The sequence below is a fragment of the Flavicella sp. genome, from assembly GCF_037132785.1.
Lineage (GTDB): Bacteria > Bacteroidota > Bacteroidia > Flavobacteriales > Flavobacteriaceae > Flavicella.
Genome location: NZ_JBAHZZ010000179.1, coordinates 1 through 10676, shown reverse-complemented (window position 1 = coordinate 10676; position 10676 = coordinate 1). Strand labels below are relative to the sequence as shown.

Here is a 10676-nt window from a genome sequence, read left to right as displayed (position 1 = left end):
TAAATCACAAATGCTATCTGCAAAAGTAGGTGTTATTTGTAGTTTCATGGCTTGAATATACATCTTAATAAGTTAACAAACAATGACTTACACCCTAAGTTTGGGTCTTTGTTTTTGTCATGTACCTTGCAACGGTCTTAATTTAAGAAATCTAAAACTGTGGTTGCACACAATTATAAATTTAAAAGCATTACTAAAAATAATTTATTTAACAATGTGCATTGATGTTTAATCGGCATAACACCAAATAAATATCAAAATGATTGATTAAACTAGTTTCTATTTCCTTTATATTTCAATATAAAATAGAACCGTAACCTACGGCTATGATTATATTTTTTATTTAATTTAAAGAAAAAATAATTCAAATTTATTATCAACCACTCTGAAATTCATTTGGTATAACATCGTGTTTAATAAATATTTAACAATCAAAATTCGAATTATCCTAAATAAGAAATGTAAATTTATCATCTTAATGAAGAAGAAATTACTTACATCAATGTAATTTCTAAGTTTGAATAACAATTAAAATAAAAACATGAGAAAGCTAAACACAGTAAAAAAAGGAATCATAATAGGTTCATTTGCAATTTTAGGAATCACAACAGTTAGTGCTCAACGTGATAACGACCAACGAAAAGAGCAACTAACATTTGCAGAATTACTAGAAAAATTTGATAAGGATGGGGATTTAAAACTTTCTATAGAAGAAGTTGAAGGACCTCTAAAAGAAAATTTCATTAGTATTGACACAAACGAAGATGGATATATTACAGAAGAGGAGTTTAACAATGCACCAAAGCCTGAAAGAAAGGAAAAAAAAGAAAGAAATTAACACCTTTTGTCATTAGAACATAAAAACCTGTTTTGAAACAAAACAGGTTTTTATTATTATTTATATTTGAATTTGTTTCGCTCTTATTTCTAAATCGTTTTCTATCTCACGAAGTCGACCTAATTCAGTAGCGGTAACCAAAGCTAAAGAAATCCCTTTCTTTCCAGCTCTTGCAGTTCTACCACTTCTATGGGTATAATATTCTAATTGTTCTGGCAATTGATAATGAATAACAAAAGCCAACTCTTTTACATCAATTCCACGAGCAGCCACATCAGTAGCAACCAATATTTGCTTACTTGCATTTTTAAAAGCTCTCATTACTTTGTCTCGATCTCGTTGTCCCATTTCTCCTTCTAAACCACCAACAGAAAACTCATCTTCTTTTAAATACTCTGTCAGGTTTTGAACTCCCACTCGGGTCTTACAAAAAATAATTCCACGTGCATCAGGGTTTTGTTCTAGAAAAGAAACCAAGGTATTGTATTTCTCTCTTCCATTCACAACAGCGTATTGATGTGTAATATTTTTATTAATCAAGGTGTCAACATCAACACTTACTCTATAAGCATCAGGTGACATATATGTATTAATGATTTTCTGAATTTCTTCTGGCATTGTAGCTGAAAACAACCAAGTGTTACGAGTTCCGTTTGTATAGTTTAAAATCCTATTCAAATCTTGTTTGAATCCCATACTCAACATTTCATCAGCTTCATCCAAAACAATTGTTTTGATTTTAGTCAAATCCAATGCTCCACGCTCAATCAAATCAACCAATCTTCCTGGAGTAGCCACTATAAAATGAGTAGGTCGTTTTAAATTTTCAATTTGAATATCTATTTTTACTCCACCATACAATTCCTCTGAAAATATTTTCGTTGGCACATATTTAGTGAAACGGAATAATTGTTTATTAATTTGCTGAACCAACTCACGTGTTGGAGAAAGAATCAACGCTTGAATCTCATTTTTTTTAGGATCTATATTTTGTAATATAGGCAAACCAAATGCTGCTGTTTTCCCAGTACCTGTTTGTGCCAAACCGATAAAATCTGTTTCTTTATTCAATAAAACGGGAATCGATTTTTCTTGAATATCTGTAGGAGTAATAATACTATTCTCCTTTAATGCTTTATGGAAATCCTTAGAAACTCCTAAATTTGAAAATGTTATCAAAATCTTATATTTTAGACTGCAAAGATAGTTTTATTTATAATTTTAAATACCATTATTGATATGAATAACTTCTTACTAAGAATACTTCTTAAAAATCTAATTTATCTAAAATCAAAAAAAAGAATACCAATTTGGCTTTTAAATATCGCAATAATAGTTTGGAATATTTTTTATTCAATTAAGCAATAAAATTGAAGCATAGCACGCTACGGTTTTGTTTATCGGTGAAATATGATGAAAAATAAATGAATTTAATGCATCATTTTAAATGTTAAATCGATATACATAGATAAAACATCTATTTTACAAAGAAAAATCACTTAAAATAAAAAAAAACCGAAACTATGCGGTTTTAGTAATACTCATTTTCAAACTATACTTTTGTTTGCATTTTAATATAATCTAATAATTCTCTTTTTACTTCAATATTTTTAAAAGCACCTCCATATTCAGCAGTAACAGTACTGCTTTCAATATCTTTTATTCCTCTTGAATTTACACATAAGTGTTTTGCATCAATAATACAGGCCACATCTTCAGTTCCTAAAGCTTCTTGTAAGGCTTGAACTACCTGCATAGTCAAACGTTCTTGTACTTGAGGTCTTTTTGCATAATACTCAACAATACGGTTCATTTTAGATAAACCGATTACTTTTCCTTTTGAAATATATGCTACATGTGCTCTACCAATAATTGGCAATAAGTGATGTTCACAAGTAGAATAAACAACTATGTTTTTTTCTACCAACATCTCACCATACTTATAAGTATTTTCAAATGTTGATAATTCTGGTTTGTTTGCAGGATTTAAACCTGAAAACAATTCATTTACAAATGCTTTTGCTACTCTCTTTGGAGTACCTTGTAAGCTATCATCTGTCAAATCCATACCCAATGTAGTCAAGATATCTTTTACCTTATCTTGAATAATATCAATTTTTTCTGAATCTGATAATTCAAACGCATTATCACGCAAAGGTGTTTGTGCAGAAGTTCCGATATGGTTCTCTCCTAACTCATCTATATTGTCAATACTCATTCCGTTTTTACCTTCAAACATTATTCTCTATTATTTTGCAAATTTACGAATTAATCACCAAATTTAGTAATTCTTCCAAATTACATTCTTGCTGTTCTCCGCTTTGCATATTTTTTAATGTATATGTATTTGCTTCTATTTCTTTTGAACCCACTAATACAACAAAAGGAATTCCTCTTTTATTAGCATAGTTCATTTGTTTTTTCATCTTTGCTGCATCAGGATACAATTCGGACTTTACTCCTTTTTCTCTTAATTTCTGAATCGCTTTGCTAGCGTAAAAAGCCTCTTCATCACCAAAATTAATAAATACAACTTTCGGTCTTGGCTGCTTAAACTTCCCTAACAAATTCAATTCTTCAAGCACCAAATAAATGCGATCCAAACCAAATGAAATGCCTACTCCACTCATGTTTTTCAATCCAAAGATTCCGGTCAGATCGTCATAACGACCTCCACCTCCGATAGATCCCATTTTTACTCCTTCAGGGGCTGTTACTTCAAAAATAGCACCCGTATAATAATTCAAGCCTCTAGCTAGTGTAACATCAACATCTAAAGAAGCTGTTTTTAAGCCTAAAGCATTAACCTTGTCAACGATAAACCTTATGTCTTTTATTCCTTGTAAACCTATTTCTGAACCGACTAACATTTCTTCAAGCTGATCTAATTTTTCTGAACTAGTTCCGTTAAAAGAAAACAATGGAGCTACTTTTTCTATAGCTTCTTCTGAAATTCCTTTTGCAGTCATTTCTTTTGTTACTCCTTCTGCTCCAATTTTATCTAATTTATCTAATGCTACCGTAAAATCGATTAATTTATCCTTAGCTCCAATAATTTCAGTAATTCCAGACAATATTTTTCTGTTGTTGATTTTAATAGTCGTGCCAATAAGACCTAACTTACTAAATACCGTATCGTATAATTGGATGAACTCTATTTCTTGCCATAAAGATTTACTTCCTATAACATCGGCATCACATTGGTAAAATTCACGAAAACGTCCTTTTTGAGGTCGATCTGCCCTCCATACAGGTTGAATTTGAAATCTTTTAAAAGGTAATTCTATGTCGTTTTGGTGCTGAACTACATAACGTGCAAAGGGTACGGTTAAATCATAACGCAAAGCTTTTTCTGAAATAAATTTTGTTACTTTCTTAGAATCTAAAATTTCTAAACTACTTAAATGCTTCAAAAATAAATCAACAAATAAATTATCTTTAAAAAGAATTCTCTCAGTTAAGCTTTCTTCATCAGTTGGTTGTTCTTTATAATAATTTAAAATTTTTTCTCTATTTGTTAAAAAACATTCTTTCATGAATTCTTTATCATTCTCATAGGAATAATTAAATTCATTTACAACATTAGATATATAATCAATATATTTCGCCTCGTTTTCTTTATCCTGCAAGCATACAATAGAATCAAAAATTTCATAAAAACCATTACAGAAGTCTGCAGAATTTAATAACCGATTCCTGATATCTTTAAGGTAATCACCAGAATTCAAAATTTTAAATATCAATCGATCTCCTTCATCTCCGTACTTACCCATTAAGGTCGAAGAATTTTCAAAAGAAGGAGTCTCAATTTGTTGAAACCCGAACGTTTGAAAAACTTGTTTGATTGTGCTAAAAATAGATTCTCTTTTCGCAACTTCAATCGGAGAGAAATCTCTTGTTCCTTTTGGAATACTAGGTTTTTGTGCCATGATAAAAAATAAGGTACAAATATCCGAAAAAATCAGACTTGTTGTATCAAAAAACGTAACGAATCCACTCAGGCTCGTTAAACATATATTATAGATTTAAACTTTTACATTCCTTTTAACTCTCCAACCAACTCTGTTAATGCCTCTTTTGCATCCCCAAACAACATGGATGTTTTAGAATTATAAAACAATTCGTTTTCAATTCCAGCATATCCTGCTTTCATACTACGCTTATTTACGACTATATGTTTCGCTTTTTCTACATCCAGAATTGGCATTCCATAAATTGGACTTGCAGGATCATTATGAGCTGCAGGATTTACAACATCATTTGCTCCGACTACCAAAACCACATCTGCATTTGCAAACTGAGGATTGATATCGTCCATTTCTGATAAAATACTATAATCAACATTTGACTCGGCTAACAATACATTCATATGGCCAGGCATACGACCTGCTACTGGATGAATAGCATATTTTACATTAACACCTTTAGATACTAAAAGTTCTTCAAGTTCATGAATTACATGCTGCGCTTGTGCAACGGCTAAACCATAACCAGGTACAATGATAACATTAGTTGCATAATTCATCATGATCGCAGCATCACTAGAGGTGGTCTTTTTAATGGTTCCTAAAGACTTATTTATCCCTTCTTCTGCAACCGCCGTAGCACCGAATGATCCAAAAATAACAGACCCCAAAGTTCTATTCATCGCTTTACACATTGAAATGGTTAAAATGATACCGGCAGACCCAACCAAAATTCCCCCAACCAACATGACCATATTGTCATATAAAACACCTGTAATCGCAGCAGCAATCCCTGTCAATGAATTTAACAAAGAAATTACTACGGGCATATCTGCACCTCCAATAGGTAATACAAATAAGACTCCATACACTATCCCTAATCCTAATAATCCATATAGAAACAATTGACTATCAGAACCCGACATTACTATATAGGCTGAAAAAGAAATAATAGCAATGACAAATAGATTATTGATTATATTATATTGTGGAATTTTTATCACACTTTTTAAAGAACCGTTCAATTTCCCCCATGCCACTAAACTCCCAGAAAATGTAATCGATCCAATGGCAACTGCAGATAATATTGTCGCTACCATAGTTGCTTTTGTTCCTGAAATATTATCATTTCCAATAAATTCAACTACCCCAATTAAAGCAGCACTAGCTCCTCCAAAACCATTGAACAAAGAAACCAATTCAGGCATTTTTGTCATCTCAACTTTCATGGCAATTAACCAACCCATAATTGATCCGATTGTAATTGCAACTCCAATCAATACATAAATAATAATAGGAACTTCTATATCATTTATAAAAATTGTTCCTACTATTGCTAGTCCCATTCCTACAGAAGCAATTAGGTTTCCACTCTTTGCTGTTTCAGGGTGTCCTAATTTTTTTAAGCCTACGATAAACGTTATCGTTGAGATCAGATATATTATACTTAATAAAATATTCATTTTATATTTTTTTAGGCACTTTAAAATTTATAAATCTTATCCTGCCGTTTGTAAATTATTTTTTCTTTTTAAACATTTCTAACATCCTATCGGTAACTGCAAAACCACCAACTACGTTTAAAACACCTAACACTACTGCTATAAACCCAAGTGCTAAGGCAACATAATCTGTTGGGTCTGAGTGTAACATTACCAAAATTGCACCTACAATAACAACACCACTCAAAGCGTTAGCACCAGACATTAATGGTGTATGTAATACTGCGGGAATACTTTTAATTACCTCAATCCCAACAAAAGTTGCTAAAATTATTATATAGGTAATTTGAAGATTGCTACTTATAAATTCTATCAATTCGTTCATCTTTTTATTTTTTTCTAATTGTACCGTCTTTAACTATTAAAGTCTCATCTGTGATTTCCTCTTCAAGATCCCATTTAAACTGATTATTTTCAGTCAAATGCATCAAAAAATTGTAAATATTTTTTGCAAACAATTCACTTGCATTCGTCGATACACTCTCGGGAGCAATCGTAGTTCCAATAACTTTTACGCCATTTTTAACAATCGTTTTACTCATTATACTTACCTCACAATTCCCTCCTTGAGCAGCAGCCAAATCAATAATCACTGCTCCATTTTTCATCTGAGAAACCTGCTCTTCTGTAATTAATACTGGAGCTTTTCTACCTGGAATATTGGCCGTGGTAATCACCAAATCTGCTTGAAATAATGACTTATTTACTGCTTCTTTTTGCCTATACGCATAATCTTCTGAAGCTTCCTTTGCATAACCTCCTTCTGACTCTTCTCCTTTGTTTTCTACAGAAATAAATTTTGCTCCTAGAGACTCTGCCTGTTCTTTAGTCTCAGTTCTAATATCCGTAGCTTCTACTACAGCTCCCAAGCGCTTTGCTGTAGCAATCGCCTGTAAACCAGCGACTCCAACACCATAAATCAAAACTTTAGAAGGCGTGATGGTACCAGCAGCAGTCATCATCAAAGGGAATATTTTTGTCATTTCATTAGCTCCTAATATAACAGCTTTATAGCCCGCTAAATTACTTTGGGAACTTAAAACATCCATGTCTTGTGCTCTTGAAATTCTAGGAATTGCATCTAGCGAAAAAGCTGTTGCTCCTTTTGCGGCAATTGCTTCAATTAATTCTGGACTTGACTTATAGTATAGTTGACTCACTAAAACTTGTCCTTTATGAACCATTTTTAAATCTTCATCATCGAAAGGATTTATTTTAACAAGTACATCAGCTTCTTTAAAAACAACTCCTCTTTTCTCTACAGCAACTTGTATGTCACAATAATCTGAATTTTTGTAAGATGAGTTTTTGCCGGCATCTTCTTCTATCAACAATTCAAATCCTTTAGAAATCAACAACTTGGCTACATTTGGAGAGATTGCAATCCGTTTTTCACCTTTTTGTGTTTCTTTCAATATGCCTATTTTCATGTTTTCTGAGGTTTAATTAATTACTAGTTTTATTCGTTTTACTTTTTAATAACCTCCCAAATAATTTTCAAACTGAATACTCAATAAAAACCTGGGTAAAACATAGTTATTTTAACATGTTCAAAGTTATGCAAAATGAAAACACAATAAAATAGAGGATGTGTTTTTACGAAAAACAAACAATAAACAATCAAAAAATACATAATACTCAAAATAACCATTAATAACACTTAATCTACAGAATTATATTTAACAATATTAATAATTCAGAAACACCGTAACAATCGATTCACATTAACTACATCGATTGCGAAAAACCAAAAAATCTTACTGAGTATAAAAGTTTTATTTTTATATCAATCTTGTCCTAAATAAATTTAGATCGCACGAAGTCTAGCCATTTCATGCACTCCAATAATTGATGATCAACTAAGTACACCTGCTAAAACAATAACGGAAAGAACTTTAAACAAAAAAACATCATTATTATGCGAATTAAGGTATGGCTAAAAACAATAACTTCTCATATAACTAAATGGCATATACAAGTATATTTTGATGAGTTTTGTTCTAGAATTAACAAATCTTAATTTAAAACCCGTATTTTACATAAAACATTAATAGACAGGAAGTGATCCAAGATATCAAAATCACAGAATCTAAGCACGTAGCTTAATAGCCGTTATTATTTTTTATAAAATATTCATGAACTTACGACTATAATTCTTGAATAGAAAATACTGCCTATCATGAAAGTTATATCCTGTATTATTTTAATCGTTGAGTCGCTAAAATATGCTGTTCATCTAAAAAAACTGATCTTTTAAGATTAATCATTTAGTTTTACTTGTTGTATTCAAATTTAAACAAATCAATAAAATGAATTTCAAAATTTTTGTCGTATTATACTTTTTTTTGTCATTACTATCATGTAAAAAGACAGATTCTTCGAAAACAAATACAAAACCAAATATTCTCTTTATACTGAGTGATGATCATACATCACAGGCTTGGGGAATTTACGGTGGCGCCTTAAAAGAATATGTACACACACCTAATATTTCGCGTCTTGCCGACGAGGGAATGGTTTTGAACAATGCATTTTGCACCAATTCTATATGCGTTCCTAGCCGAGCAACTATTTTAACAGGACAGTATAGTCATAAAAATGGAGTATATAACTTACCTGATGCGCTACAATCCGAACAATTAAATATTGCCAAAGTATTGCAAAATAGCGGTTATCAAACAGCTATTATTGGTAAATGGCATCTAAAAAAAGAACCTTCAGGTTTCGACTATTATAATATTTTACATGATCAGGGTCGTTATTGGGATCCAATCTTAAGAACTGAGGAGAACTTTAACAAACCTTCCGAAGAATGGGACGTTCATAAAGGATTTTCAACCGATGTAATTACAGATTTATCTTTAAAATGGTTAGATACAATTAGTAAAGACAAACCCTTTTTGTTGATGACTCATTTTAAAGCTACACATGAACCTTTTGATTATCCCGAAAGATTTAAGGATTTGTATAAGGACGTAGAAATTCCTGAGCCAGAATCTCTTTTAGATTTTTCTCCTGAAACAACAGGAAGAAGTTTTGAAGGTCAAAAATTAGAAAACTTAGCGGTTCGGTATAGAAAAGCATCCGACGATCCAGATAATTGGTGGTGTAAATACCCTGGGCTTCCATTTTACACGAACGAAATGGATAGCGTGACTGCAAGAAAAGCGGTATATCAAAAATTAGTTAAAGATTTTATGCGCTCTGGAGCCGCAATTGACGATAACATCGGAAAAATATTAGATTATTTGGAAAAAAATAATTTAGTAGAAAACACCATAGTAATCTATACTGCAGATCAAGGGTACTTTTTAGGGGAACATGGTTTTTTTGATAAACGATTGATTTACGAAGAATCCCTTCGTATGCCATTCGTAATTCGATATCCTAAGGAAATTGGTGCAGGAAAACGACTCGACGACATTATTTTAAACATCGATTTCGCAGCTTTAATGGCCGATTATGCTGGTGTTGAAATTCCAGATTCAATGCAGGGAAAAAGTTTTAGAAATAATTTAAAAGGAGAAACTCCAAGTGATTGGAGAACCTCCGCTTATTATCGTTACTGGACAAATGACGCAAGTAGACCAAGTCATTTTGGAATACGAAATAAAAGATATAAGTTAGCATTGTTTTATGGTCATTCTTTAGATATGACTGGTTCTTCAAAAGAATCTTCAACTCCGAAATGGGAATTTTATGACTTGGAAAAAGATCCAAATGAAAACCGAAATGCATATAATGACTCGTCATATATTGATGTAATCAAGAATATGAAAAACGATTTAATTGAATTACGTAAGGAGGTTGAAGATACAGATGAACAATACCCCGAAATGAAAAAGATTTTTCACAACTATTGGAACTAGTAAAAATGGAACACCGTTCTTATCTGACATTACGTAAAATTGAATCACATACCTGTCCTGAATAGACAAACATATTTGTTTTATTATACGGTTAGCTTTTGGACTTAATACTACACGTAGGATATTTGGTTCAACAAACTAAATGCGTCGACAATAAGGAAACATTATGTCGTTTGTGTAAATATAAAATTGATATCAATTTCAATGATTCCTGCTTTTTTAGATACCAGGTAAGCCTCCTGGTATTAAACACAATAGAGTAAGAAACAAGGTAATAGTTCTTCCAAAGGATATAATATAGTGATTCAAAAGGTGTTTAAAATAAATGTGACTGAGTTATACGCCTAGTGTCTGTTTTATCTTTTTTTGATATTTAGGTTTTTGTAGTACCATTCTAAGAATTGTTTTATAAAAAATGGATTCTTTGTATTGTGACCTATTAATTCTAAAACAAAATTCATCAAAATATGCTTGTATATGCCATTTACTTACATGAGTTGGT

Annotated in this window: 8 protein-coding genes and 2 pseudogenes; 3 read left to right on the top strand and 7 right to left on the bottom strand. The window is 31.5% G+C overall.

The window, feature by feature from the left end; genetic code table 11:
- Window positions 1–541 precede the first annotated feature (541 nt).
- Window positions 542–838 carry an EF-hand domain-containing protein gene (locus tag V5787_RS11285; protein ID WP_336893315.1) on the top strand — a complete coding sequence of 99 codons (297 nt, stop codon included), beginning with the start codon at window positions 542–544 and terminating at the stop codon, window positions 836–838.
- 60 nt (window positions 839–898) lie between these two features.
- Here V5787_RS11285 and V5787_RS11280 read toward each other — a convergent pair whose 3' ends face one another.
- From V5787_RS11280 to V5787_RS11255, 6 genes are all read right to left on the bottom strand, one after another.
- Window positions 899–2017: a DEAD/DEAH box helicase gene (locus V5787_RS11280; protein WP_336893314.1), complete on the bottom strand. Its 1119-nt coding sequence runs from the start codon at window positions 2015–2017 to the stop codon at window positions 899–901.
- Window positions 2018–2390: 373 nt separating this feature from the next.
- Window positions 2391–3077 (bottom strand): GTP cyclohydrolase I FolE, encoded by a 687-nt coding sequence (gene folE / locus V5787_RS11275; RefSeq protein WP_336893313.1) that lies wholly within the window; start codon window positions 3075–3077, stop codon window positions 2391–2393.
- Window positions 3078–3099: 22 nt separating this feature from the next.
- On the bottom strand, window positions 3100–4767 hold the full coding sequence (hisS, locus tag V5787_RS11270) for a histidine--tRNA ligase (RefSeq protein WP_336893312.1): 1668 nt from the start codon (window positions 4765–4767) through the stop codon (window positions 3100–3102).
- Window positions 4768–4871: 104 nt separating this feature from the next.
- Window positions 4872–6266 carry an NAD(P)(+) transhydrogenase (Re/Si-specific) subunit beta gene (locus V5787_RS11265; RefSeq protein WP_336893311.1) on the bottom strand — a complete coding sequence of 465 codons (1395 nt, stop codon included), beginning with the start codon at window positions 6264–6266 and terminating at the stop codon, window positions 4872–4874.
- A gap of 55 nt (window positions 6267–6321) precedes the next feature.
- Entirely contained in the window at window positions 6322–6630 is a 309-nt protein-coding gene (locus V5787_RS11260) for an NAD(P) transhydrogenase subunit alpha (protein WP_336893310.1), read from the bottom strand.
- A 4-nt stretch (window positions 6631–6634) separates the two neighbouring features.
- Entirely contained in the window at window positions 6635–7735 is a 1101-nt protein-coding gene (locus tag V5787_RS11255; RefSeq protein WP_336893309.1) for a Re/Si-specific NAD(P)(+) transhydrogenase subunit alpha, read from the bottom strand.
- A 446-nt stretch (window positions 7736–8181) separates the two neighbouring features.
- Between V5787_RS11255 and V5787_RS11250 the strand changes: the two are divergent.
- Window positions 8182–8325 (top strand): annotated as a pseudogene (locus tag V5787_RS11250) (IS1595 family transposase); the annotation flags it as partial.
- Between the two features lie 289 nt (window positions 8326–8614).
- The gene (locus V5787_RS11245) at window positions 8615–10174 is read left to right on the top strand and encodes a sulfatase (RefSeq protein ID WP_336893308.1); all 1560 of its coding nucleotides are present in this window, start codon (window positions 8615–8617) and stop codon (window positions 10172–10174) included.
- A gap of 336 nt (window positions 10175–10510) precedes the next feature.
- Here the strand turns inward: V5787_RS11245 and V5787_RS11240 are convergent.
- Window positions 10511–10676, bottom strand: a pseudogene (locus tag V5787_RS11240) (IS1595 family transposase); the annotation flags it as partial.